This window comes from Stenotrophomonas maltophilia, assembly GCF_047782825.1.
Taxonomy (GTDB): domain Bacteria; phylum Pseudomonadota; class Gammaproteobacteria; order Xanthomonadales; family Xanthomonadaceae; genus Stenotrophomonas.
On sequence record NZ_CP180589.1, the window covers coordinates 896,878 to 920,178 of the forward strand.

Here is a 23,301-nt window from a genome sequence, read left to right on the forward strand (position 1 = left end):
CCACCTCCCGCGCATGAACGAACCCCCTCCACCGCGCCGTCTCCGCCTGGCCTTGCTCGATGACCATGACGTGGTTCGTCGCGGCGTGGCATTGCACCTGGGTAGCGACCCGCGATTCCAGATTTCGTTCAGCCACGGTCGCAGCCGGCCCTTCCTGCAGTACCTGCAGGCACAACCAGTGGACGTGGCCATCATCGATATAACACTGGCGCCGGGCGACTTGAGAGGGGCCGAGCTGGTTCATGCGCTGCAGGACCGGGCACCACGGGTGGTGCTCCTTGCATTTGCCGCGCAGTCCTCCAAGGCAGGCATCCACCTTCTTCTCGATGCGGGCATCAGTGGCTACGTGGGCAAGAGCGAACCGCTGCCGGCACTGTCTGAAGCCGTCCTCCGCGTCGCCCAGGGGCTATGCCGGTTGCCGGAGGGCTGCAGCCTTCCGCCTGCGCGCGAGCCACTCAGCCGCAACGAGCGGGAAGTCCTGCAACTGCTGCTGGAGGGCTTGACCGTGTCGGAAATCGCACAGTGTCGCCATCGAAGCATCAAGACGGTCAGTACCCAGAAGGTATCGGCGCTGCGTAAGCTGGGCCTCCGAAACGATGCTGAGATCTACGCACTGCGCACGCAGATGGAGGCGCTATGAGCAACCTGGCAGCACTGGGCGCCACGGCAACACTGATCGCACTGGTGCTGGTGGCCAGCACCACGATAGGAGACACGCAGGAAGGGCAGTGGCAAGAGGGCCGCCAGGTGCGGGTCGCCACCGGCCCTGCTCTGCGCCCACTGGCCGGATACCCGCAGGACGCGGGCGTGATGCCCACCATTGCCCACGGCTATGCAGAACTGGTGGCACAGCACTCTGGCCTGGAATTTGTCGAACATGTAGTGCCCAGCAGCGACGCAGCCATTGCAGCGGTCTGCGCTCAGCAGGCCGACCTGGTTCTGGCGCAGGGCGGCCCGAGCGACCAGCGCCTGCCTTGTGCCGGGCTGGTCGCATCGCGCGGGTTTCCCGGCGGGCGCAGCGCGCTGGCAGGCCGACGCGACCAGGTGCTGCCCCGCTATGCAACCGACATGGATGGCCTGCGGGTGGCCGCTGTGCAGGGCGGGCCCTATCCCTACTGGCTGGCCATGCGATACCCGAAGGTAGAAGTAGTACCCATGCCCAGCCGCCACGCAACGCTGGCAGCGGTTGAATCAGGTGCCGCCGATGCTGCCATTGGCCTGGAAGGCGGCCTGCGCAGAGCCTCGCGCCGCGATTTCAACGGCAACTTCGCCGTGCACCCGCTCGAAGCTGACTTCCCCGGGAATTTCCACCTGCTTGCCCGCGGCGAAAACCAGGCGCTGCTGGACCAGATCGAACAGGCACTGGCGGCCATCACCATCGAGGAGCACGCCAACCTGCTGCAACGCTGGGCGCGTCAAGTGCTGCCAGGGGCGCTGGATCGGGCACTCGACACGCCGGGCGCCTCCCTGTTGCCGTGGTTGCCGGTGATCCTGCTGCCCGGTATTGCCGTACTTGCAGGGGTCCGCCGTGGCCGCAGCCGAAAGCGTGCACGCGCCCTGGAGCAGTCGCAGGCGCACACCGCCGGCATCGTCAATCATGAAGTGCGCAATTCCGCGCAGACGATGATGACGGCGATCGAGTTACTGAAAGGTGCATCTCTTCCCGCTGGCGCGCGCGAACTGGTGGGTGCGGCGGCCAGCGCCGGTCAAAGCCTACGCAACCTGCTGAACCGGACGCTGGAGTTGTCGCGCTTGGCCAGCGGACGCTTTCGCCCCCACCCCCAGCCGTGCGCGCCGGATCGACTGCTCGAACAGGCCTTGGCGGCAGTTTCGCCGCAGGCCGCCCAGAAAGGCCTGCGGCTGCGCCTGGCCCTGCCCCCGCAGGCCATGCCACCGGTACTGGTTGATGGACACTGCCTGCGGCAGATCGTGGACAACCTGTTGGGGAACGCGCTGAAATTCACCGACACTGGCGGCGTGGAACTGCGTACCCAACTGGACACTGCTTGCCGTCCGGCGACATTGTTGATCGAGGTGATCGACAGCGGTATCGGCATCACGCCACAGCAGCTCGCCGACTTGTTCAGGCCCTTCCAGCAGGCCGATGGCGGCAGGCAGCGCGGCGGGAGCGGCCTGGGGCTATCGATCTGCCGCCAGCTGGCGCAGGCAATGGGCGGCACGCTGGACGTGCACAGCGTGCATGGCCGCGGCAGCCGCTTCACCTTGCGCCTGCCGGTGCAGGCACTCGATGCCGGCGCATTGGAGGAGCCCGGCAATGCGCGCGCCAAGCGCTCGCCGGCGCTGGCGCTGGCCGGCCTAAGGGTGCTGCTGGTGGAAGATCACGCGCTCAACCGTCAGGTCATCGCCGGGCATCTGCGCCGGCTGGGTGCCGAAGTATGTGAAGCGGATGATGCCGCGTCGGCGCTGGCGCTGCAGTCGGCCTCGCCAGCAGGCCTGGTTCTGCTGGATATCGAGCTGGGCGATGATGATGGCTACACCCTGGCCCGCCGCCTGCGGCAACAGGAACACAGCAATGATCCACCTGCACGGCTGGTGGCACTGTCGGCGCATGGCGATGAGAAACATGTGCACCGATGCGGTCAAGCGGGCATCGATCACGTCTTGATCAAGCCGCTCCGGATCGCGCAGCTTTTAGAGCTGCTCGGCCTGCCGGGAGAGCCGGTTGTGATCGTGGACCTGCAGACGCAGTGGAGCAGCGAGTACGACGAAGACATACGCGCAGGGCTGTCGCATCTGCAAAGGGCCATCGATACCCGGAACGCTCCGGCACTGCGGCACCACGCCCACCGGCTGCAGGGGGCACTGCAGATGCGCGGCGTTTCTGCCATGCAGGAAGTGGCGAATGATCTCTGGCGGGTGGGCAACGCCGCTGCGCCGGACTGGGCCGATGCGGAGCGGCTGCTGCGGGTATTGCGGGTCTGGCGCGGCGACAGTCGACCTGCCGCCGCGCCCGTGGCCTGAATCAGGCGGCGCTGCGGCCGGCCTGGCGGCGGGTCAGGTCGTTGAAGCGACCCAGCGACATCAGGTGCTGGTGGATCAGGGCCAGCCAGCCATTGCGGTGCCATTCGATCACCGTGGCTTCGGGCAGGGCGATGAACTTTTCGACATCGACCACGAAGAAGCCATTGAGGTTGAACTCACGGCCGTCCGGCAGGCGGATGGTGGCGTTGCGCTCGACCAGCAGGTCGTTGTCGACCAGCGCCTTGGAGAACGCCTGGGTCTGTTCGTGTTCGCGGGTGAACTGGCCGCAGAATTCCAGGGCCTGCTGCACCATGTCGGTGGCCTTGCCATCGACGAACAGCGGCTGGCCTTCGTCACCACCGCGCACGATGCGGGTGCTGTCTTCGTCGATGCCCAGCAGGAAATCATTGTCTGCGCCGGTGTCGATGAAGATGAACGGGTGGCGGCGCAGGTAGGCCGGGATGTAGCTTTCGTCGTTCCACAGGCCGTCGGTGATGAACAGGTTGTCGGTGGTGATGCCGACAGCCGCCATCGGCACCGCGCTCGGGCCGGCGAACAGGATCGGGTAGTGGTGCAGCGCCAGCGAGAACTCGCCCAGCACCAGCGGGATGGAGTTGCTCTTGGCAGCGAACTCAAGCTTGCCCGGCAGGATGCGCAGGTCGGCATGCACATCGGCCTGCAGCGGCACCGGACGGGTGTAGAAAAGGGGTGCGCTGCCCTGGGCAGCTTCGGTGGTGGTGTCGCTGGTGGTGGTCATCGTCAAAGCCATGTCGAACATGCACGCCTGCCATCCCGGGCGCGCCAGCGGGAACAACCTGAACCCCGCATTATCAACAAGGTGGGTGACAAGGGCCACCCCGGCGCTGACTTATTTCAGCTGCAGCGGGTAGCGCTGCCACAACACGTGCACCAGGAAACCGGCCAGCTCGGTATCGCGAGCGCTGACCGCTGCGCGGATCTTGTCCAGCAGCACCATGTCACTGCAGGACCGCACATCGGCGTGGTTGGCCTGCCCTGCCCTGCGCGCACGGTAGCGCGCAGCCCGCTGTGCATCGCTCATTGCGTACCCGAACTTGGGCGGCCGACCGCGCTTGCGCGGCAGGGTCAGCTCCAGAGTTCCGGGGTCGTTGTCATCACGCATGGCGGCTTGCGGTCGGTGGCAAATCAACAGGGGGTGCGCAATTTATCGTGAGGCATCACTTTAATCCAGCTTTTTCTGCACTTTTGTTGCATTGCAGCGCGCAAATCGCCACTTCAACGCGTGGCGTGGCAGCGCATTCCATGACACCACAAAAAAAGGGAGCCCGCGAACGGGCTCCCCACTCCAATGCCTGCTCAGGCCGCGCGCACCGGCTCGTACCCGTGCAGGTGCGCTTCGCTGCTGGCCCGCCCCTGGCTGAGCGAGCGCAGCGAGGTGGTGTAACCCACCAGACTGGCCAACGGCGCAAAACCGCTGACCTCGGCACGGCCGTCCTGGTCGTCGATGCGTGCGATGCGGCCATGACGACGGTTGAGGTCGCCCACCACATCACCCACCGAGGCCGACGGCGAATGCACCGTCACCGCCATCACCGGCTCCAGCAGCTGCGTGCCGCCTGTGGCCAGTGCCGCCTTGATGGCTTCGCCGCCGGCGCGATGGAAGGCCATTTCCGAGGAATCCTTGGCGTGGGTTTCACCATCGACCAGGCTCACCTCGATACCGACCACCGGGTGCCCCTGCGGGCCAGACATCAGCGCCGCACGTACACCCTTCTCCACCGCGGCGATGAAGCCGCGCGGCACCACGCCACCGACGATGCGGTCGTTGAACACGACCTGGTCGTCTTCGCGCGGCATCACGTCCAGCACCACATGGGCAAACTGGCCCTGGCCGCCGTTCTGCTTGGACACCCGGCCAACCGCACCGGATACCGCACGCAGCGGGGTTTCCTGGTAGGCCACGCGCGGCGCACCAACACCGACGTCGACCTTCCATTCGCTGCGCAGGCGCTCGACCATCACTTCCAGGTGCAGCTCGCCCATGCCCCAGACCAGGGTTTCACCACTGTCGCGCTCGGTTTCCACCTTGAACGACGGGTCTTCCTGGGCCAGGCTGGCCAGGCCCTGTGCCATGCGGATCAGGTCGGCCGCACGTGCCGGCTCCAACCGCCACGCCAGCACGGGAGGCTGCGCCTGGATGTTCTCCAGGCGCAACGGCTGCCCTCGCCCGCTCAGCGTTTCGCCGCTCACCGCATCCTTCCAGCCCAGCACGGCCACGATGTCGCCAGCCACGGCCTGTTCGATGTCGTGGGTCTGGTCGGCCTGCACGCGCACCAGCCGGCTGACGCGGCGCCCCTGCGGGTGCTGCGAACTGGCAATGGCATCGCCTACCTTCAAGGTGCCCGAATACAGCCGCACGAAGCTGAGCGCACCGTGCTGCTGGTGGGTGATCTTGAACAGCAGGCCCGCCAGCGGACCGTCCGGGTCCGGCGGCAGCGACACCTCACCGTGTTCGGCCTCAGCGTTCACCGCCGGACGATCCAGTGGCGAAGGCAGGTAGTCGACCACCGCGTCCAGCAGCGTTTCGATGCCCTTGTCCTTGAACGCCGCACCCGCCAATACCGGCACGCCCACACCGGCCAGAGTGGCCCGGCGGATCGCCGCGCGCAGCAGGCCCGCATCGATCACCGCGCCTTCCAGCCACGCCGTGGCCAGCACGTCGTCATGGTCGGCCACGGCCTCGATCAGTGCCTGCCGTTGCGGCTGCCAGTGCGCACGCTCAGCGTCGCCCCACGGCGTGACCGTGGCAACACCGCCGTCCTGCCACTGCAGCACGCGCTCGTCGACCAGATCGACCCAGCCATGGAAGTCGCTTTCGCTGCCCAGGGGCACACCCAGCGCCCACGGTCGCGCCTGCAGCTTGTCCTGCAACTGCTCCAGCACGCGCTCGAAGGAAGCGCCGATGCGATCCATCTTGTTGACGAAGGCAATGAGCGGCACGCGGTGGCGGCGCGCCTGGCGCCACACGGTTTCCGACTGCGGCTGCACGCCATCCACGGCCGAGAACACGGCCACGGCACCGTCGAGCACGCGCAGCGAACGCTCGACTTCAATGGCGAAGTCGATGTGGCCGGGGGTGTCGATCAGGGTCAGGCGATGCGGCGGCAGATCGCGTGGCGCCCACTGCGCCTGCACGGCCGCTGCACCGATGGTGATGCCGCGCTCGCGCTCGATGGCCGAGAAATCGGTCGTTGCGTTGCCGTTGTGGACTTCGCCGACGCGATGGATCTCGCCGCTTTTCCACAGCAGGCGTTCGGTGAGCGTGGTTTTGCCTGCGTCGATGTGGGCAATGATGCCGAGGTTGCGACGGCGGGAAAGGACGTGGGTGTTCATGAGATGGGTTCCTGCAAAGCCAACTTCGGGGGCCGCACACCCCGGTTGGCGACAGGGTGCGCGGCTAGCGTTCGGTCTCGGCGATCTGGTGCATGGCACGTTCTCCCTGGTATTGCGGTTTGAATGAAATGGCGGAAACGAAAAGAGCGCCCCGGAGGGCGCTCTGTGGATGGTCCAACGATGGCCGGATCAACGGCCCCGTGGCACTCCAGGCAGACACGCCCGTTCCGCGCTTGCGCGGGTCAGGGTGAAAAACTTCAGGAGCGGCATCCGGTTCATGGGGCGCATTCTAGACCTGCCAATCTGGCGCGCAAGTGAATATTGCACGCATGAATGGAACGATGAGGCTTATTGGGATCAGAGCTTTTCGCAGCATGAAAGGATTCGACCCCGGGGCGGCCAAGGGGTCGGATTCCTTGGCACAGCCGAGGGCTCCGACCCCCACAACGAGCATCACTCGCAGCCGTTGATCCGGCGCGCCTCGGCCACCGTCGCAGCATGGTCACCGGTGACCGACACCCAGTCCTTCAGCGAGAAGTCCGGATCAACGTCGCCGCGCTTGGGCGTGTTGTACATCGTAATCTCGGTCCAGCTACCCACTTCACCCAGCTCAGCCAGACGCGCGGCCTGGTCCTCATCGGTGCTGAAGCGGTCACCCGGCTTGGACGGCTTTGCGTTGTTCACCGTCGCGGTTTTCAGCGCCCGTACGCGCAGTGCACCATCGGGCATGCGCTGGCTGATCACATCGTAGCGCTCGATGCCGTAGGCCCAGCTGCGCTCCGCCTGGCGCCGCACCTCACTGCCATCGTCGGCTACTGCAATCGAGCCATCAACCAAACCGCCAATGGCGGCGATACCGCCGTAGCCGGCCATCATCGCTTCATAGCCCACCATCTGCCGCTTCTCCAGCGGCAGCTCGCTGGCCGCAGGCTTCATGCCCGGCAGTTTCAGGTAGGCCGACTTCTTGCACAGCAGCAGCACGCGCTGATCGCCCCAGGCCATCATCATCGCGCCGCCGGTGAAGTAGTGCGTGGTGAACAGATTGGGCGCGACGCCTGCGCGGCTTGCACTCCGCGTTTCGATCGACGTGGCCTGATCGGCCTCCTTTTCGATCGACACCGTGCGGGTGGACGCGGCGTGCGCACTGCAGGCCACTGCGACCAGCGATACCAGCAGTGCGGTGCGGGGGAAATGATGCTTCATGGGGGTCAGTCCGTTGAGAAAAACGAACCGCCAATAATACGTCGCGATGCACAACGACGCTTTACCGCATCAGGCCAGCAACCGCAGGCTGCGCCTCAAGGCGCATCACTGCCAGTCATGAGGTGCGCGTGCTTCGGCAAGCATTTTTGATGCGTCGCCGCTCGCTGGCACCCAGCCGGTCAACGCTCTCGCCCCCCTTCTAAATGCCGGGTTTCCAGCGTTGAGGCCGTGCTGGCAGCCTCCAACAAGGAGACCTCGGTCAGCACAGGCGCTGCCGCAGCAGCTGCCACGGCACCCGACATCGCGACAGCCAACGTGGCGCGCAGGACGATGGAGTTCATGCTCATTCCTTTGAGGTCCGATGAACCCATCATACGGCGACCGGGCCAAGCATGCCCTCACATGGTCAGGTGACCACCACCAGCGGCACACCACGGCGCGGATGCTCAAGCACCACCACATCCTGCTGGTACACACGCTGCAGGTTCGCTTCGGTCAGTACCTGCAAGGGCGTGCCATCGGCCGCCACCCTGCCCTGCTCCAGCAGCACGATGCGATCGGCATAGCCGGCGGCCAGATTCAGATCGTGCAACACCACGATCACGCAGGTACCGGCTTGCGCACAGGCACGCACACTGCGCAGCGTGCGTTCCTGGTGGCGCAGATCCAGCGCAGCAGTGGGCTCATCCAGCAGCAGCAACGGCGTGTCCTGCGCCAGCACACGCGCGAATGTCGTGCGGGCAGACTCGCCACCGGAAAGCTGCTGCACTTCGCGTAGGCGCAGCGCCTGCAGCTCGGCGGCATCGATGGCCGCTTCCACCTTCGCGTCATCCAGAGGCGGGTCTGGCGGGTGCGGCAAGCGCCCCATCGCCACCACTTCTTCCACGCTGAAGGCAAAGCGCACGCCGTGTTCCTGCGGCATCACCGCGCGCTCGCGCGCCAGCGGGCCCGCCTTGTAGCTGCGCAGCGGCTTATCGTGCAGGTGCACCTCGCCCTCATCCGGGCGCAGGTCACCGGCCGCCACCGCCAACAGGGTGGATTTTCCGGCGCCATTGGGGCCGACCAGGGCGGTGACCGTGCCCGGCTCGAACGCCAGCGTGATGCCGTGCAGGATCTCGCGCTGCTGGCGCCGCACCACCACCTCGTGCAGTTGCAGGAACGCGGTCATGGCGCGGCCTTGCGACGCTGCTGCAGGACCAGCCACAGGAAGAACGGCGCACCCAGCGCGGCCGAGAACAGGCCCAGCGGAATCTCCGCCGGCGGGTCCAGCGTGCGTGCAGCGGTATCGGCAATGACGATCAGCACCGCGCCCAGCACGCCCGACAACGGCAGCAGCCAGCGATGACCAGGACCCACCAGCAGGCGCGCCACGTGCGGCACTACCAAACCCACAAAACTGATCGAGCCGGCAAAGGCAACGGCCGCCCCGACCAGCAGCGCACTGAAGGCCACCAGCCGGCGCCGCGTACGCGCGACATCCAGGCCCAGGTGCTGGGCCTGGCGCTCACCCAGCGCCAGCATGTCCAGCGGCGTGGCCAGGCGCAGCAGTGCGAACACGCCGATGGCAAACAGCGGCAGCACCGCCGCCACATCCGACCAGTTGGCCCGCGCCAAGGAGCCCATCTGCCAGAACACCAGCGACTGCAGTTCGCTTTCGCTGGCGATGTACGTCAGAAAGCCGATCAGCGCCGAGCAGAACGCGGCCATGGCAATGCCCACCAGCAGCAGCGTGGCATTGCCGCTACCTTTTCCCGGCCGCGCCAACGCATAGGTCAGGCCGATCGCCAGCGCGCCGCCGCCGAAGGCCGCGACCGGCACCAGCCACCCCGCTGCGCCCGCCGCGCCCAGCACGATGGCCGCCACGGCGCCCAGCGCCGCACCCTGGCTGACGCCAACGATGCCGGGGTCTGCCAGTGGGTTGCCGAACAGGCCCTGCAGGCTTGCGCCGGCCATCGCCAGTGCCGCTCCCACCATGGCCCCCAGCAGGGCGCGCGGAATGCGCAGCTGCCACACCACGGCAAGATCACGGCTGCTGACCGCCTGCGGATCCAGCAGGCCCAGCTTCACCCCAACGGCCTGCAGTACTTCCAATGGCGGCAGGCGCAGCGGCCCCATCGCGAACGACGCCAGCACTGCCCCCAGCAGGGCCAGCAGCGCCACCAGCAGCATCACCCGCCCGCGACGGCGGCGCCGATCAGCCGGACTCATGCCGGCGGCAGCGCCGCCAGGGCCTTGGCCAGGGCCAGCGCACCGGCGCCGGACCCGATGCTGGTGTACTTCAACTGCACATCCGGCATCACCCAGACCCGGTTGGCCGCACCGGCCGGGGTCTGCTTCAGGGTGGGATAGGCCTTCCACAGGCCTTCGGCGCCACCGAACTGCTGCAGGTCATGCTCGGTGACCAGGATCACCTCGGGCGCCGCAGCCACCACGCCTTCGTTGCTCAGCTGCGAATAGTTCTTCACCCCGGCTTCGGTGCCGATGTTGACCCCGCCGGCCAGCGCCATCAGCTGCGCCGAGGCACTGTCGGCACCGGCCACGGTCGGCTGGCCACCTGCACCGGTGGCCGAAACATGGATGATGCGCGGGGCGTGCTTGAGCGTCTTGCCGATGGCAGCGGCCTCGTCCAGCTGGCGCTGCACCTGGGTGGCCAGCACCTGCCCGGCATCGGCCAGGCCGACAGCACTGGCGATCTTGCGCACCTTGTCCGGCGCCGGCTGCAGATCGTCGATGACCACGGCCGGCTCGCCCACTTCGCGCAGCTTCCTGGCCAGCTCGGTATGGCGGCGCAGGCTGTTGCCCAGGAACAGCGAGCCATGCAGGCTCAGCACGCCTTCCACGCCGGTGGTGCGGTTGAACAGGAACTGGTGCGGCGCGGCCAGACCCGCCTGGGTGGTGGTATTGGTAGGTGCGGCAAAGACCTGCTTGCCCGCGCCCAGTGCTTCAAGCACGGCGATCACATCGTCGCCACCGGCAATGATGCGGCTGGCGTCGGAGACTTCCACATCGGCGCCATCATCGGACTGCACCTTGGCCGGCAGCGATGCCTTCTGGTCCTGCAGCGAAGGCACCTCCGCACCGGCAACCCGCTGCCAGCCTGCAGGCAGTGCAGCAGGCCCGTCCTTGCTGGCGGCATCGGGCGCGGCCTGGGCGCTGCCTTCGGTGGCAGACGGCGCAGGCGCGTTGCCACCACAGGCGGCCAGGGCCATTGAAACAGCCAGCGGGAGCGCACACAGGCGCAGGCGGGAAGCGATGTTCATGCAGGTTCTCCTTGCTGGCCGGGCGAAGGCACTGCCCTCGCCCGGCACGTGGGCTTACGGCTGGCGCGGGGTGATGCGGGTGATGCGGTCGCCCTTGGCATCGTCAGCGCCGCGCGACTTGTTCACCGCAAACACGCTGCCCTTGCCATCGGCACGGACGTGGTTGGGGAAGGTGCCGCCATCGAGGTTGCCGACCACCTTGCCGTCGCGATCGACGATGGTGACGGTGCCCGCGCCACGGCTGGTGACATAGGCCAGGCCGCTCTTGTCATCGAAGGCGACGTTCAGCGCACCGGCGCCGACCGGCACATCGTGCACCACCTTGCCGGCGGCCACATCGACGATCAGCAGGTTGTCGGTGCCCTGCGAGGCCACGTACAGGCGGTTGTTCTGCGCATCGAAGGCCACGCCGGAGGCACTGATGGAATTGCCCAGGTCGATGACCTTGTCGACCTGGCCGCTGGCCACGTCGATCACTGCGGCTTCGGGCGTACCGATGCTGACGGTGAACAGCTTGCCGGCCTTTTCATCCAGCACCAGGCTCATCGGGGTGAACTTGCCTTCGTCCACGCCCGATTCCAGGGTGATGGACGGCAGTTCCTTCAGGGTCTTGGCATCGAACACCGACAGGTGGTCTTCGCCGGTGGCCGAGGCGAACACCTTGCCGTGCGTGCCATCAACCACGACATCGCGTGCGTGCGGCACGGTGTCCACCGGGAACTGGTGGACCAGCGACAGGTCCTTCTGGCGGTAGACCGCGATCGAGTTCTGCCGGGTGTTGGTGACCCACACAATGCCGTTGGTGTCATCCACGCCCACGCCATAGACCGCGTACACCGCACCATTGCGGGTGCCCGGCACCTGCGCCGGGGTGATCGCCTTGGTCACCTTCAGCGTCTTCGGGTCCAGCTTCAGCAGCTGCGACTGGGTGACCGGCGGGCGGCCCACGGCCGAGGTGACGAACACCGCGTTGCTGGCCGCGCTGTAGGCGGACTGGTACAGGCCCTGGACCAGCTTGTTGGACTGGGTGGCGAACTGCTGCTGGCCCGACAGCGGCAGCTGCGGCGAAACGCGCAGCTTCAGCACGGTGGCGGCGGCCGGCTGGCTGGCGCGCACCACCACCGGGTGGGTACCCGGCACGGCGTCGGCCGGGATGGCCAGCTGGGTCTTGAAGTTGCCATCGGCATCGACCACCACCGGCTGCGCGTTGAGCACGCTGTCGCCCCGCAGCAGGCTGACCTGCTGGCCCGGCACGAAGCCGCGGCCGATCACATCGGCGGTACTGCCGGGCACGACGTTCTCACCGCGTGAGATCACCTCGCCCTTGAAGGTGGCGTTGGCCGGCTGGTCGAACACCGGCTGGGCGGTGGCGGTGACCGCCAACAGCAGGCCGGCGGCCAGGGAAGTCAGGCGGAGGGACGGACGAAACGACATGGAAGGCTCCTTGCACACGTAGGCCGCGCCACGTGGCGCGGGATTCATCGGTTGCCTGGGCCGCTGCACTTCGTCAGCCGTGCCTGGGTAGTGGGGTCGCACGGCCACGCCGTGCGGGGGATTCACTCTGCAGTGCTGGCGGCGGGCGGCGCCTTGCCGTCCTCCACGCTGCGATCGGTCACGCCATACAGTTCGTGCAGGGCGGCATGGAAGGACGCCGGCAGCATCGGTCCGTGGCCCAGGCCGGGGAACTCGCGGTACTGCACGCTCATGCCCGGCACCTTGGCCAGCCGCGTGGACAATTGCATGGCCGCATCCGGGGTGGCGCCACCGATGCGGCGCAGATGCGCGACCACGCGCGGGTTGTTCATGTCGCGCTTGCCGCGGTCACCCACACGCTCGGCGCCGCCCAGCATCAACCAGACCTTGGCCGTCTGGCCGTGCACGTTCTGCACGAACTGCTGTTCGGGATCACCCAGCGCCGCGCCCTGGCTCCACCACAGCGATGGGCTGGCGGCCAGGTAGCTCTGGAACGCCGCCGGGCGGGTGTACAGCGCATTGAGCACGAACAGGCCGCCCAGCGAATGGCCCCACAGGGCCTGCTGCCGGGTATCGATCCTTGCCCGGCGCTCCACTTCGGGCTTGATGCGGCGCTCGATCAGGTCGAGGAAGGCGTCGGCACCCCCACCGACGGCCTGGGTCGTGCCGCCCTCGTCATCGGCGCGGTCGATCCAGGCGGTGTAGTCCCGGGTGCGTGCAGGCGAGTCGATGCGCAGCTCGTTGTCGTAGCCGATCAGCACCAGCACCGGCGGCGCCTGGGTGGCGGCCAGCTCGGCCAGCAGCGGCTGGTCCAGCACCATGGCGACGGCATTGCCATCCAGTGCGTACAGCACCGGCGACGGAGTCTTGGAGGCCTTGGCCGGGATCGCCACGTTCACCCGCCAGGTGCGCTGCTGGTCGGGGCTTTTGATCACGAAACGCTCGAACCGGTAGCTGGCCGCCGGCTCGTCGAGCACGGTGCGGCCCATCAGCTGCTGCGGGTTGCGCTGCTGCGCATGGGCGTAGGGAGCAGCCATCAAGACCCCCATCATCAGGGCGGCCAGACAGCCGAGGGAACGTGCGGACAACATCATGGGTGACGGTTGCGGCGGGCGCGGCCGCCTCTTCATCAAGGGACCGCAGTCTACCTTAAACGCGAATGATTATCACATCGATCAAACGTCACACTGTGTATCGCGCGCGCGCCAACCAACGCCGCCGGTCATGGCCCGGCGCTACCCCGGCAGATACATCGGTAGCGCCGGGCCATGCCCGGCGAACGCGGTGTGGTACGGGCTCAGCCGAACTCCGGCGGCACCGGGCCGTAACGATTCTCCTGCGGCGTGCCTGGCAACAGCGCAAACACCAGGATTACCACGCCGCCACCGGGCACCAGCGCCAGCAGGTACAGCCAGCCGGACTGGTTGCAGTCGTGCAGGCGGCGCACGGTCACGGCAATCAGCGGCACGATGGTGGCCAGCCACATCAGGCCGAGCAGCGCCATCAGGCCCATCACGATGGCCGCCAGCGCGCTCTCGTTGGAATGCATGATGATGGCCAGCACGCCGGCCAGCAGGGATACGGCTGCGGTCGCCAACAGGAGGAACAACTGGAACATCCAGTACTCGCGGCGGTTGGCGCGGCCCTCGAACTGGGCGTAGCGCTTCAACGGCAGAATCAGCTGTTCCATGGCATCGGTCCTTGATCAATGAGCCGCGCAGTGTGCCAAATGGTCGCGTGCGCGACAAATGCAGCGTTGAGAGATATGTGACTGCTGCTTCCAGTCGAGCTTGCTCGACCCTACAGACGCATTCGACGCCCTCGAAAGCAGTCGAGCATGGCTCGACTCTACAGAAGCGCGGGTCAGCGGCCCTTGGCGGCTCTTGCCGCTTCGCGTTCGGCGCGCAGCCGGTCCAGCTTTTCCTTCAGCTTGATTTCCAGGCCGCGCGGCACCGGGTTGTAGTACACCCGCTCACCCATCGCATCCGGGAAGCCCGTCTGGTCCAGAGCGATACCACCTTCGGCGTCGTGGTCGTACTGGTACTCGGCGCCGTAGCCCAGTTCCTTCATCAGCTTGGTTGGTGCGTTGCGCAGGTGCAGTGGCACTTCTTCGGTGCCGCTCTCGCGTACATCGGCCTTGGCCTGGTTGAAGGCGGCGTAGCCGGCATTGGACTTGGCGGTGCTGGCCAGATAGAGCACCAGCTGGGCAAAGGCCAGTTCGCCTTCCGGGCTGCCCAGCCGCTCGTAGATGTCCCAGGCTTCCAGCGCCATGCTCTGCGCGCGCGGGTCGGCCAGGCCGATATCTTCGATGGCCATGCGGGTCAGGCGGCGCGCCAGATAGGACGGATCGCAGCCGCCATCAAGCATGCGGGTCAGCCAGTAAAGTGCGGCATCGGGGTTGGAACTGCGAACGGATTTGTGCAGCGCCGAAATCTGGTCGTAGAACTGCTCGCCGCCCTTGTCGAAGCGGCGGGTGCGGTCAGCCAGCACCTGGGTCAGGGTCTGCGGGGTGATGCGACCGCCCTCCCCGCCCGCCAGTTCGGCAGCGATTTCCAGCAGGGTCAGGGCACGGCGCACGTCGCCATCGGCTGCGGTGGCGATTTCCAGCAGCAGCTCGGGCGCGACTTCGATGTGCTCTTCGCCCAGGCCACGCTCGCTATCGCCCAGTGCACGCTCCAGCGCCTCGACAATGTCGGTGGGCGACACACCTTCCAGCACGTGCACGCGGCAGCGCGACAGCAGTGCGGAGTTCAGCTCGAAGGACGGGTTTTCGGTGGTGGCGCCGACGAACAGGATGGTGCCGCGCTCGATGTGCGGCAGGAAGGCATCCTGCTGGGCCTTGTTGAAGCGGTGCACTTCGTCCACGAACAGCACGGTGCGCCGGCCTTCGGCGAAACGCTGCGCGGCCTCGGCCAGCACCTGGCGCACTTCCGGCAGGCCGGACAGCACGGCGGAGATGGCGCGGAATTCGGCGTCGGAATATTCGGCCAGCAACAGCGCCAGCGTTGTCTTGCCGCAGCCCGGCGGCCCCCACAGGATCATCGAATGCACGCGGCCGGATTCGACCGCGCGGCGCAGCGCGCTTTCCGGCGCCAGCAGGCGCTTCTGCCCGACCATTTCGTCGAGGGTGCGCGGGCGCATGCGCTCGGCCAGCGGGCGCAGGTGATCCCGATCAACGCTCAGCAGATCGGGGCCGGGGAAGGAAGTGGAACGATGTCTTGGCACCGGGACATTGTACCGCGAGAGCGTACCAACCAAGGTTGGCACCTACCAAAGCCAGTGGCCCCTGCATCGGTAGCGCCGGGCCATGCCCGGCGGGCCAGGTGTCGGAAATGACCTGCCAGCGTTACAGCCGCGCCAATGGTAAGTCACTGATTCAACAAGGCATCCCAGCCCGCAGCAGCCCACGGCGTATCCAGTTGCCGAAAATGCCGGGTTCAACCAGCCAGGACCTACGCGTGCGCGACCCAGAATCCAATGTGCTTGAATTCGTTGCCGGCTGCGCGGTCGATGCCGATATCTACTACCTGGCTGCGGCGATTGGCCCTGGGCACGAGTACTACGACCCGGATCCCGGCCCGCCTTCGCGGATGTTCATTTTCGGCCGCTCACCTAAAGAAGAGTGGTTCCACCATGACCTGCCAGACTTTCAGGTCATGTCCGTGCAGTTTGTACCCGAGAAGAACGGCCGTCCTCGGCGGGTGCTCGCACTGGATTTCTATGGGCAGCTGGAGGACTACTCTCGAGTCGGCGCAACGACAGAGTACATCTCGCCCGAGGGCCCCGAATTTTCGGGTGGCCTCACTGCCCTTCGGCGCGTGGGCGAAGATCTCTTCTGCTGTGGCGTCGGCGGGATGATCTTCCATCGCACCCCAATTGGGTGGCGCCAGCTTCCCGCCGAATTCCCTGCGCGAAAGAAGATTGACGCTGAGGACGATGACGTTCTCGACGACTTCGAGAGCTGGCTCGACTGCGTCGGCCATCTGCTGGAGGCAGATCACGCCCATCCGCTACCACCGGATCCTGCAGAGCGCGAAGCAGTCCTTCGCCGCAGGTTTGAATACACGAATTCCCAGCTCCGCGATCAACGCTATGGCTCCATCATCGAGCAGGTCGCCAATCTTTCAGCGGGAATGTTGAATGATCTGTGCGGATCGGGATATGACGACCTGTATGCGGTGGGCCTGCACGGACTGATCGCGCACTGGAATGGTTCGACCTGGCAGATTTCGGAGCCGGTAACCACCTCGCACTTGGTGCATGCAATGATGACTGACGGCAGCGGTATCTTCGCAGTCGGCCACCAATCGACCATCGTCGTGGGCGATATCTCGACAGGTTTTGCATGCCCGCTCCATGAGATCAGCGAGGACATTGATTTCTACTGTGCCGCCCAGCACGAGACATTGATCTACATCGGATCAAACAGCGGGATATTCACGTATTGCCCCGAATCCGGGGGCGTTGAGCGCTTGTTGACGGGCCTGCCACAGGAGCTGAGGAACGCAACCATCATCGATATCAGCTCAGCCGATGGCGCGCTGTGGGTTCTGACATCGTGGGATCTGGCGCGATTTGATGGCAGCCGCTGGGAGATCATCATTCATCCGGACAACGGATGAAGCAGCTCTAGGCGTGCCAACCAAAGTTCGCACCTACCAGAGCGGCGGGTCGGGCCATGGGTAGCGCCGGGCCATGCCCGGCGTCACACCTCAATTGCCGATGACGTCGGTTCCCTTCGGCGGGGTGAAGCTGAAGGTGCCTGCGGCGAAGCCGGGGTTGCGCTTCCAGCCACTGAAGGTGATCACAGTGCGCTGCCCGACGGCGTCGGTGATTTCCATCTTGGCCAGGCCCTGGGCGTTGAAGCCCAGCGCGGCGTACTGGAAGCTGGCTTCGGTATCGCGCTTGGGCGACAGTGACAGCCACTGCAGGCCATCACGCTTGGCCCCTTCTTCGCTCAGGTCGTACTGCTGTTCCAGCAGCGCGGGATTGATCAGCGCGGTCAGCGGGCTGTTCTGCTCTTCCTTGCCCTGCTCGCGCACGGTGGCCTGCTCCAGGTCCGGCTCGTACATCCAGACCTTCTTGCCGTCGGCCACGATCAGCTGTTCATGCGGGCGCACGTATTCCCAGCGGAACAGGCGCGGCGCCGACAGGGCGACGCGGCCACTGGTGGATTCCTTCACCTTGCCGCGGCTGTCGAACACCTGCTGGCTGAACTGGCCATCCAGGCCTTTCAGGCCGCTGGTGAAGGTCTTCAGGTCGTCGCGGGCGCCGGCCCAGGCACTGCCGGCAGCGGCGCAGGCCACGGCCAGGGTGGTGGTGGCGAGGAAACGGCGGAGGCGGTTGTTCATGCAGGAATCCTGTGGGCGCGGGCGCCAGGAAAGTTGAGTGCCAGTGTGCCCGTGCAAAGATGAATGGGCGATCAGGGCGACATTATGCCGCCCCGCGCGTGCATCGGCGATTCAGTTGCCGCTGGCCGGCAATCTGCCGTACAGCACCTGCCCACGGAAGCCGCGGCGCACCTCGCGGTACAACGCACGGAAGGCGGCGTAATCCTGCGGCTGGCACAGCGCGTCGGCGCCGCGAACGGCGTTCTGCTGCAGGCGGTGGTGCACGGTCACTTCCTGGCCCTTGCGGCTCCAGTCCACCTGGTAGTCGCCAGCGGCATTGGTGAAGCGCTGGCTGGCCGGGATGGCGATGATCGGTGCGTTGTCCGGGAACTGCAGACGGTAGGTCTCTTCGCGCAGGCTGGCGTTGCAGTAGAACGGGGTCTGGTTGTCTGGCGCCGAGGCAGTGGCGTACAGCCCGCGCACCGATTCACCGCCCGGCGGGTCGGGCACGGCCATGCCGCCGGCCACGCCGAAATCCACGTAGTCCTCAGCCTGGAAGGCCATGCGATACCCGAACGGACGGGTCAGGTCCACCGGCACGCCCTGCAGCTGCAGCTGGCCGCGGCCGTCGAAACCGGAGGCGGCCATGATCGATTCTTCGGCCCGCGCACGGTTCTGCGCGTTGAGCTGGGCAAACTGCGCGCGCATGCCGATCTCGGCGTTGTCGCCCAGCTGCGGCACGGTTTCACCGCGCAGGTTGCCCTGCGCGTCGAAGGTGAAACGCACATCCATCACCGTGGCGTTGCGCTGCGGGTCATTGGCGGGCGTGCGCGCCAGGGTGGCATCGCGGGTATGCAGCACCGGCGCGCCCAGGTCGCCATCGGGCAACTGGCCAAAGCGCGCCCAGGCACTGGTCGAATCCAGGTACAGATCGAATTCGGGCACATAGGTGATCGCGTGGTTGAAGCGGCCCAGCACCGGAATGCTCGGCAGCGTCGGGCCGCCACCGGCACCGATCAGCACCGGCGAGCTGGCGATGCCCTTGGCGGCCAGCAGCGCCTCCAGGATCGCCACGTGGTCCTTGCAGTCGCCATAGTGGTTGTCGAGGATGCTCTGCGCGCTGTTGGGCTCCAGCCCGCCGTTGCCCAGGTACACCGCCACATAGCGGATGTTCTGCGCCACCCAGCGGTACAGCGCGTCGGCCTGCGCCTTGCGGTCGCTGATGCCGGCAGTCACTTCATCGGCCAGCGCCTGGATCTGCGGGGTGACCTGCGCGGCTTCGCCGGCCTTGAGCTGGTAGGCGCGGCCCATCTGCGCCCAGTCCTTATAGGTACTGGCCATGATGTTCGGGCCGAATTCCCACACCGCCGCCGACCAGTTCTGCGCGGCCATCGGCTCGCGCCGCTGGTAACGCCAGCGCCACTGTGCCTGCCCATTCCTGATGGCGGGGCGGTCACTGCCCTGCACGCCCCGGCTGTCCACGTACATGGGCAGGTTGGCCGGCGCGCTGAGGGTCACCTCGGCATCGTCGTACTGGGTGAACACATTGAAGGTCTCCCACAGGCCGAAGTAGCCGGGGAAGTACGGGGTCTGCTGGGTACGGCGCAGCTGGTAGACCAGGCGCGTGCCCGGGGCCAGGTTGGGGAATACGATCACCCGCACCTTGCGGTCGGCGTACATGGCCGCGGCCGCGCTGGAATAGCTTTCCTGGGTGTAGATGCGGTCGGCCGGCACATCACGGCGCTGGCCGTCGGCGGTCAGCGTGTAGGCGCTGACCACCTCCAGGGTTTCCATCTTTTCGCTGTAGCTCAGCCGCACCTGGCTGAACTGCTCCACCGCGGCCTTGGTCTTGAGCAGGATTTCGTAGGTTTCGGACTGCACATTGCCCGCATCCGGCCGCACCTGGTAATCGGCGCGGTAGCGGACGAAGCTGAAGTTGTTGCTGGCTTCGGCATCGCTGCTGGTGGACGGCGGCGCCGGGGTCGGCACCGAAGCGGTGGCCGCAGCGCCAGCCAGGGCCGGGCCGGCGGCCAACAGGCAGGCCAGCGCCAGCGCGCAGGGAGCGGGTCGAAGCATGCGTCGGTTCCTTGGACGTCGTGGGTGCGGCAGGGCTTACTTCGGCGGCGGCGGTGCCAGCACCGTACGGTCGCCATTGTGTTCGGGGGCACTGACCACACCGGCCGCTTCCATGGCCTCGATCAGTCGTGCTGCACGGTTGTAGCCGATCTTCAGGCGGCGCTGCACACCGGAAATGGACGCGCGGCGGGTCTCGGTGACCACGCGCAGCGCCTCGTCGTACAGCGGGTCGGACTCATCGCCGCCGGCACTGGTTTCCGGCAGGCCGGTGGCACCTACCACCACGCCATCGCCCATCGTCTGCACTTCGTCCAGCACGCCATCGACATAGTCGGCCGGGCCCATCGCCTTGAGATGCTCGACCACGCGATGCACTTCATCGTCGGAGACGAACGCGCCGTGCACACGCTCGGGCATGGCGGTGCCGGGCGGCAGGTACAGCATGTCGCCGTGGCCCAGCAGGGTTTCCGCGCCGGACTGGTCCAGGATGGTGCGCGAATCGATCTTCGAGCTGACCTGGAAGGCGATGCGGGTCGGGATGTTGGCCTTGATCAGGCCGGTGATGACGTCCACCGACGGGCGCTGGGTGGCCAGGATCAGGTGGATGCCGGCCGCACGCGCCTTCTGTGCCAAGCGAGCGATCAGCTCTTCCACCTTCTTGCCGACGATCATCATCATGTCGGCGAATTCGTCGATGAAGATGACGATGAACGGCAGCGTCTCCAGCGGGCGCGGGGCTTCGCCCAGCTCCGGGTTCGGCTTGAACAGCGGGTCCATCAGCGGCTGGCCGGCGTCCTGGGCGTCCTTCACCTTCTTGTTGAAGCCGGCCAGGTTGCGCACGCCCACCGCGCTCATCAGCTTGTAGCGGCGCTCCATCTCGGCCACGCACCAGCGCAGGCCGTTGGCGGCCTCCTTCATGTCGGTGACCACCGGCGCCAGCAGGTGCGGAATACCCTGGTAGACGCTCAGTTCGAGCATCTTCGGGTCGATCATCAGCATGCGCAGGTCTTTCGGCGAGGCCTTGAACAGCAGGCTGAGCACCATGGCGTTGACCGCCACGGACTTGCCCGAACCGGTGGTACCGGCCACCAGCAGGTGTGGCATGCGCGCCAGGTCGGCCACGGTGGAGCGGCCGGCGATGTCCTTGCCCAGCGCCAGGGTCAGAACGCTGGCCGACTTGTCGTATTCCTTCGAACGCAGCAGCTCGGAGAGATAGATCATCTCGCGGGTGACGTTGGGGATCTCCAGGCCGATCACCGACTTGCCCGGAATGACGTCCACCACACGCACCGACTTCACCGACAGGCCGCGGGCGATGTCCTTGTCCAGCGAGCTGATCTGGCTGACCTTGATGCCCGGCGCCGGCTCGATCTCGAAACGGGTGATGACCGGGCCGGGGTTGGCACCGACCACCTGAGCGTCGATGCGGAAGTCCTTCAGCTTGAACTCGATCTGCCGCGACAGTGCGTCCAGGGTGTCCTTGTCGTAGCCCACCGGCTGCGGCTTGGGATCATCCAGCAGGGCCAGCGGCGGCAGGTCCGAGCCGTCGCCATTGACGCCACGGAACATCGGAATCTGCGTGTCGCGCTTGGCCCGATCGCTCTTCTCGATCACCGGCTCCGGACGCGGCTCGATCTTCACCGGCTCGCGCTTGGCGCGTACTTCGGCATCGGCCTTGCGCACTTCCTGGCGCTCCTCGCGCATGGCGCGGGTCTGCTGCCACTCGGTGGCCTGTTCCTTCTTGCGCTCCAGCAGCGGGGCCAAGGACATCACCCCCCGGCCGATCTTTTCCATCACCACGAACCAGGACAGGCCCGTAGCCAGGGTGATCGAGGCCAGCAGCAGCACCAGCACGAACAGGTTCGCACCCAGCGCGCCGAAGCCCACGCTGAGTGAATTGCCGACCAGCTTGCCGAGGATGCCGCCGGCACTGGAGACATCCCCACTGAACAGGCGCACGTGCAGGAAGCCGGTACCGGCAATCAGGAAGCCAACCAGACCGACCAGGCGCAGCGCCGGGTCCAGGTCGTTCTCGCCCTTGCTCTCGCGCTTGAGGCCGAACATAGCGATCCAGGCCAGCGCACCCAGCACCACCGGCAGCAGGAAGGCGATGTAGCCGAACAGCTGCAGCAGCACATCGGCAATCCACGCACCGGCGCGGCCGCCCATGTTGTGCACCGGCGCGACCACGCTGCCGGTGTGCGACCAGCCCGGATCGGTGGCTGAATAGGTGAACAGGCTGGCGGCCAGATACAGCAGCGCCGGGGCGATGGCGATCAGCCCCAGGTCACGCCACAGGCGCTGACGGCGGGGGTTGTCAGTGTTGGTAGCCGCGGCCGCCGTGCGACGCGAGGCCTTGCTGTCGTCGGACTTGGAGCGTTCGGGGACCTGCTTCGCCACCTTAGACCATACCTTTGGAATGCGCTGTTAGTGTTTGATAATAAACGAGACGGCGTCAGTTTTCAGTCACGGGTGACATCAAGGGTGCCAACAGGCGCCAAAACCACCGGTGGGTGACGGCGTTCTGTTCATCGGCTTGAATCGCCCTGTTCCAGCCGCCACTCTATGACCTGCCGAGGATGCTGCGCAAACATCGCCAGCGCCTTGTCCCATCTACCTTTTCGCGAGTTTACATGAGCACCAGCCTGCCCTCCCGCCACCAGCGCCTCGTCATCCTCGGTTCCGGCCCGGCCGGTTGGACCGCCGCCGTCTACGCTGCCCGTGCCAACCTGAAGCCGGTCGTCATCACCGGCCTGCAGCAGGGCGGCCAGCTGATGACCACCACCGAGGTGGACAACTGGCCGGGTGACGCCCACGGCCTGATGGGCCCGGACCTGATGGCGCGCATGCAGGCCCACGCCGAGCGCTTCGAGACCGAAGTCATCTTCGACCACATCCATACGGCCGACCTGTCCCAGCGTCCGTTCAAGCTGATCGGCGACAGCCACGAGTACACCTGTGACGCCCTGATCATCTCCACCGGCGCCACCGCCAAGTACCTGGGCATCCCGACCGAAGAGACCTTCAAGGGCCGCGGCGTCTCCGCCTGCGCCACCTGTGACGGCTTCTTCTACCGTGACCAGGACGTGGTCGTGGTCGGCGGCGGCAACACTGCCGTCGAAGAAGCCCTGTACCTGTCCAACATCGCCCGCAAGGTCTACCTGGTCCACCGCCGCGACACCCTGAAGGCGGAAAAGATCATGCAGGACAAGCTGTTCGCCAAGGTGGCCGCCGGCAAGATCGAGACCGTCTGGCACCACCAGGTGGAAGAAGTGCTGGGCAACGACGCCGGCGTGACTGGCGTGCGCGTGAAGTCGACCCTGGACGGCAGCACCCGTGACATCGACGCCCACGGCTTCTTCGTGGCCATCGGCCACCACCCGAACACCCAGCTGTTCGACGGCCAGCTGGCCATGAACAACGGCTACCTGGAAATCCGCTCGGGCTTGGGCGGCAACGCCACCCAGACCTCGGTAGAAGGTGTGTTTGCTGCCGGCGACGTGGCCGACCAGCACTACCGCCAGGCGATCACCTCAGCCGGCTTCGGCTGCATGGCCGCGCTGGACGCCGAGCGCTACCTGGATGCACAGGGCAAGGCGAGCTGA

The 23,301-nt window shown here is 66.5% G+C and carries 19 protein-coding genes; 4 read left to right on the forward strand and 15 right to left on the reverse strand.

What is annotated here, in order from left to right; all coding sequences use genetic code 11:
* Nucleotides 1-13: 13 nt before the first annotated feature.
* Together ACM2ZB_RS04160 and ACM2ZB_RS04165 are read left to right on the forward strand one after the other, a co-directional pair.
* Complete coding sequence (locus ACM2ZB_RS04160; RefSeq protein WP_416057569.1) at nucleotides 14-640, forward strand: LuxR C-terminal-related transcriptional regulator; 627 nt, start codon at nucleotides 14-16, stop codon at nucleotides 638-640.
* Nucleotides 637-2,982: an ATP-binding protein gene (locus ACM2ZB_RS04165; protein WP_416057570.1), complete on the forward strand. Its 2,346-nt coding sequence runs from the start codon at nucleotides 637-639 to the stop codon at nucleotides 2,980-2,982. Before ACM2ZB_RS04160 ends, ACM2ZB_RS04165 begins: the two co-directional genes overlap by 4 nt.
* A gap of 1 nt (nucleotide 2,983) precedes the next feature.
* Here ACM2ZB_RS04165 and ACM2ZB_RS04170 read toward each other — a convergent pair whose 3' ends face one another.
* The 12 genes from ACM2ZB_RS04170 to ACM2ZB_RS04225 form a co-directional block, all read right to left on the reverse strand.
* Nucleotides 2,984-3,739: a SapC family protein gene (locus ACM2ZB_RS04170; protein ID WP_313440496.1), complete on the reverse strand. Its 756-nt coding sequence runs from the start codon at nucleotides 3,737-3,739 to the stop codon at nucleotides 2,984-2,986.
* Nucleotides 3,740-3,850: 111 nt separating this feature from the next.
* Complete coding sequence (locus tag ACM2ZB_RS04175; RefSeq protein ID WP_079221882.1) at nucleotides 3,851-4,123, reverse strand: hypothetical protein; 273 nt, start codon at nucleotides 4,121-4,123, stop codon at nucleotides 3,851-3,853.
* A gap of 194 nt (nucleotides 4,124-4,317) precedes the next feature.
* Complete coding sequence (gene fusA / locus ACM2ZB_RS04180; RefSeq protein WP_416057571.1) at nucleotides 4,318-6,354, reverse strand: elongation factor G; 2,037 nt, start codon at nucleotides 6,352-6,354, stop codon at nucleotides 4,318-4,320.
* A gap of 453 nt (nucleotides 6,355-6,807) precedes the next feature.
* Nucleotides 6,808-7,557, reverse strand: coding sequence for a hypothetical protein (locus tag ACM2ZB_RS04185; protein ID WP_416057572.1), 750 nt, complete (start codon nucleotides 7,555-7,557; stop codon nucleotides 6,808-6,810).
* A gap of 179 nt (nucleotides 7,558-7,736) precedes the next feature.
* A complete protein-coding gene (locus ACM2ZB_RS04190; protein WP_416057573.1) occupies nucleotides 7,737-7,898 on the reverse strand; it encodes a hypothetical protein in 162 nt (53 codons plus the stop codon).
* 65 nt (nucleotides 7,899-7,963) lie between these two features.
* Nucleotides 7,964-8,725 (reverse strand): heme ABC transporter ATP-binding protein, encoded by a 762-nt coding sequence (locus ACM2ZB_RS04195; RefSeq protein ID WP_416057574.1) that lies wholly within the window; start codon nucleotides 8,723-8,725, stop codon nucleotides 7,964-7,966.
* Entirely contained in the window at nucleotides 8,722-9,765 is a 1,044-nt protein-coding gene (locus ACM2ZB_RS04200; protein WP_416057575.1) for a FecCD family ABC transporter permease, read from the reverse strand. The genes ACM2ZB_RS04195 and ACM2ZB_RS04200 overlap by 4 nt, the downstream gene beginning before the upstream one ends.
* Nucleotides 9,762-10,817 (reverse strand): heme/hemin ABC transporter substrate-binding protein, encoded by a 1,056-nt coding sequence (locus ACM2ZB_RS04205; RefSeq protein ID WP_416057576.1) that lies wholly within the window; start codon nucleotides 10,815-10,817, stop codon nucleotides 9,762-9,764. The genes ACM2ZB_RS04200 and ACM2ZB_RS04205 overlap by 4 nt, the downstream gene beginning before the upstream one ends.
* Nucleotides 10,818-10,871: 54 nt before the next feature.
* The gene (locus tag ACM2ZB_RS04210) at nucleotides 10,872-12,251 is read right to left on the reverse strand and encodes a YncE family protein (protein WP_416057577.1); all 1,380 of its coding nucleotides are present in this window, start codon (nucleotides 12,249-12,251) and stop codon (nucleotides 10,872-10,874) included.
* Between the two features lie 122 nt (nucleotides 12,252-12,373).
* A complete protein-coding gene (locus ACM2ZB_RS04215) occupies nucleotides 12,374-13,384 on the reverse strand; it encodes an alpha/beta hydrolase (RefSeq protein ID WP_416057578.1) in 1,011 nt (336 codons plus the stop codon).
* Nucleotides 13,385-13,587: 203 nt separating this feature from the next.
* Nucleotides 13,588-13,980, reverse strand: coding sequence for a DUF805 domain-containing protein (locus ACM2ZB_RS04220; protein WP_416057579.1), 393 nt, complete (start codon nucleotides 13,978-13,980; stop codon nucleotides 13,588-13,590).
* Nucleotides 13,981-14,153: 173 nt separating this feature from the next.
* Complete coding sequence (locus ACM2ZB_RS04225; RefSeq protein ID WP_416058621.1) at nucleotides 14,154-15,431, reverse strand: replication-associated recombination protein A; 1,278 nt, start codon at nucleotides 15,429-15,431, stop codon at nucleotides 14,154-14,156.
* Nucleotides 15,432-15,622: 191 nt separating this feature from the next.
* Here ACM2ZB_RS04225 and ACM2ZB_RS04230 point away from each other — a divergent pair, with 191 nt between their 5' ends.
* On the forward strand, nucleotides 15,623-16,912 hold the full coding sequence (locus tag ACM2ZB_RS04230) for a hypothetical protein (protein ID WP_416057580.1): 1,290 nt from the start codon (nucleotides 15,623-15,625) through the stop codon (nucleotides 16,910-16,912).
* 90 nt (nucleotides 16,913-17,002) lie between these two features.
* Here the strand turns inward: ACM2ZB_RS04230 and lolA are convergent, their stop codons facing one another.
* From lolA to ACM2ZB_RS04245, 3 genes are all read right to left on the reverse strand, one after another.
* Nucleotides 17,003-17,641, reverse strand: a complete 639-nt coding sequence (lolA, locus tag ACM2ZB_RS04235) for an outer membrane lipoprotein chaperone LolA (protein ID WP_416057581.1) — start codon at nucleotides 17,639-17,641, stop codon at nucleotides 17,003-17,005.
* Between the two features lie 111 nt (nucleotides 17,642-17,752).
* Nucleotides 17,753-19,696 carry a DUF3857 domain-containing protein gene (locus ACM2ZB_RS04240; protein ID WP_416057582.1) on the reverse strand — a complete coding sequence of 648 codons (1,944 nt, stop codon included), beginning with the start codon at nucleotides 19,694-19,696 and terminating at the stop codon, nucleotides 17,753-17,755.
* A 36-nt stretch (nucleotides 19,697-19,732) separates the two neighbouring features.
* On the reverse strand, nucleotides 19,733-22,096 hold the full coding sequence (locus tag ACM2ZB_RS04245; RefSeq protein ID WP_313440419.1) for a DNA translocase FtsK: 2,364 nt from the start codon (nucleotides 22,094-22,096) through the stop codon (nucleotides 19,733-19,735).
* 233 nt (nucleotides 22,097-22,329) lie between these two features.
* Here ACM2ZB_RS04245 and trxB point away from each other — a divergent pair, with 233 nt between their 5' ends.
* Complete coding sequence (trxB, locus tag ACM2ZB_RS04250) at nucleotides 22,330-23,301, forward strand: thioredoxin-disulfide reductase (protein ID WP_079221869.1); 972 nt, start codon at nucleotides 22,330-22,332, stop codon at nucleotides 23,299-23,301.

Coding starts and splice junctions, on each gene's coding strand:
- ACM2ZB_RS04160 (WP_416057569.1), top strand. CDS start 14: ATGAACGAACCCCCTCCACCGCGCCGTCTCCGCCTGGCCTTGCTCGAT.
- ACM2ZB_RS04165 (WP_416057570.1), top strand. CDS start 637: ATGAGCAACCTGGCAGCACTGGGCGCCACGGCAACACTGATCGCACTG.
- ACM2ZB_RS04170 (WP_313440496.1), bottom strand. CDS start 3,739: ATGACCACCACCAGCGACACCACCACCGAAGCTGCCCAGGGCAGCGCA.
- ACM2ZB_RS04175 (WP_079221882.1), bottom strand. CDS start 4,123: ATGCGTGATGACAACGACCCCGGAACTCTGGAGCTGACCCTGCCGCGC.
- fusA (WP_416057571.1), bottom strand. CDS start 6,354: ATGAACACCCACGTCCTTTCCCGCCGTCGCAACCTCGGCATCATTGCC.
- ACM2ZB_RS04185 (WP_416057572.1), bottom strand. CDS start 7,557: ATGAAGCATCATTTCCCCCGCACCGCACTGCTGGTATCGCTGGTCGCA.
- ACM2ZB_RS04190 (WP_416057573.1), bottom strand. CDS start 7,898: ATGAACTCCATCGTCCTGCGCGCCACGTTGGCTGTCGCGATGTCGGGT.
- ACM2ZB_RS04195 (WP_416057574.1), bottom strand. CDS start 8,725: ATGACCGCGTTCCTGCAACTGCACGAGGTGGTGGTGCGGCGCCAGCAG.
- ACM2ZB_RS04200 (WP_416057575.1), bottom strand. CDS start 9,765: ATGAGTCCGGCTGATCGGCGCCGCCGTCGCGGGCGGGTGATGCTGCTG.
- ACM2ZB_RS04205 (WP_416057576.1), bottom strand. CDS start 10,817: ATGAACATCGCTTCCCGCCTGCGCCTGTGTGCGCTCCCGCTGGCTGTT.
- ACM2ZB_RS04210 (WP_416057577.1), bottom strand. CDS start 12,251: ATGTCGTTTCGTCCGTCCCTCCGCCTGACTTCCCTGGCCGCCGGCCTG.
- ACM2ZB_RS04215 (WP_416057578.1), bottom strand. CDS start 13,384: ATGATGTTGTCCGCACGTTCCCTCGGCTGTCTGGCCGCCCTGATGATG.
- ACM2ZB_RS04220 (WP_416057579.1), bottom strand. CDS start 13,980: ATGGAACAGCTGATTCTGCCGTTGAAGCGCTACGCCCAGTTCGAGGGC.
- ACM2ZB_RS04225 (WP_416058621.1), bottom strand. CDS start 15,431: ATGCGCCCGCGCACCCTCGACGAAATGGTCGGGCAGAAGCGCCTGCTG.
- ACM2ZB_RS04230 (WP_416057580.1), top strand. CDS start 15,623: ATGACCTGCCAGCGTTACAGCCGCGCCAATGGTAAGTCACTGATTCAA.
- lolA (WP_416057581.1), bottom strand. CDS start 17,641: ATGAACAACCGCCTCCGCCGTTTCCTCGCCACCACCACCCTGGCCGTG.
- ACM2ZB_RS04240 (WP_416057582.1), bottom strand. CDS start 19,696: ATGCTTCGACCCGCTCCCTGCGCGCTGGCGCTGGCCTGCCTGTTGGCC.
- trxB (WP_079221869.1), top strand. CDS start 22,330: ATGAGCACCAGCCTGCCCTCCCGCCACCAGCGCCTCGTCATCCTCGGT.